This is a genomic window from Paraburkholderia sp. SIMBA_054, assembly GCF_046534875.1.
In the GTDB taxonomy this organism is placed as follows: domain Bacteria; phylum Pseudomonadota; class Gammaproteobacteria; order Burkholderiales; family Burkholderiaceae; genus Paraburkholderia; species Paraburkholderia hospita.
In genome coordinates this window covers 1-335 of the sequence record NZ_JAWRXV010000414.1, presented here as the reverse complement: position 1 = coordinate 335, position 335 = coordinate 1, and the positions used below count along the sequence as shown (strand labels likewise).

1 pseudogene is annotated in these 335 nt (G+C 69.0%); it reads left to right on the top strand.

Going from position 1 to position 335, the window contains the following annotated elements:
• A pseudogene (locus SB822_RS55715) lies at positions 1 to 335 on the top strand (IS4 family transposase); the annotation flags it as partial.

Genomic DNA, 335 nt, shown 5'->3' with positions numbered 1-335 from the left:
TTCTCGACGGTGGTTGAACTGATGACGCTGGTGTCGCTGGGACTGAGTCCGTCGCTGCACGCTGCAGCGACACAGACGAAGCCCCTGCCGGTGTCGCTGGCCGCGCTCTACGAGAAGGTCAACCGCACCGAACCCGCGATCCTGCGCGCCCTGGTACAGGGCAGCGCACAGCGTCTGGAGCCGGTGCTGGCGGCGTTGCCATGCCAGCCCAGCCTGCCCGGCTGGCGTGTGCGGGTGCTTGATGGCAATCACCTGCCGGCCAGTGAGAAACGGCTGGCGGCGTTGCGCGAGCAGCGTGGCGCGGCGTTGCCGGGGCACGCGCTGGTGGTCTACGA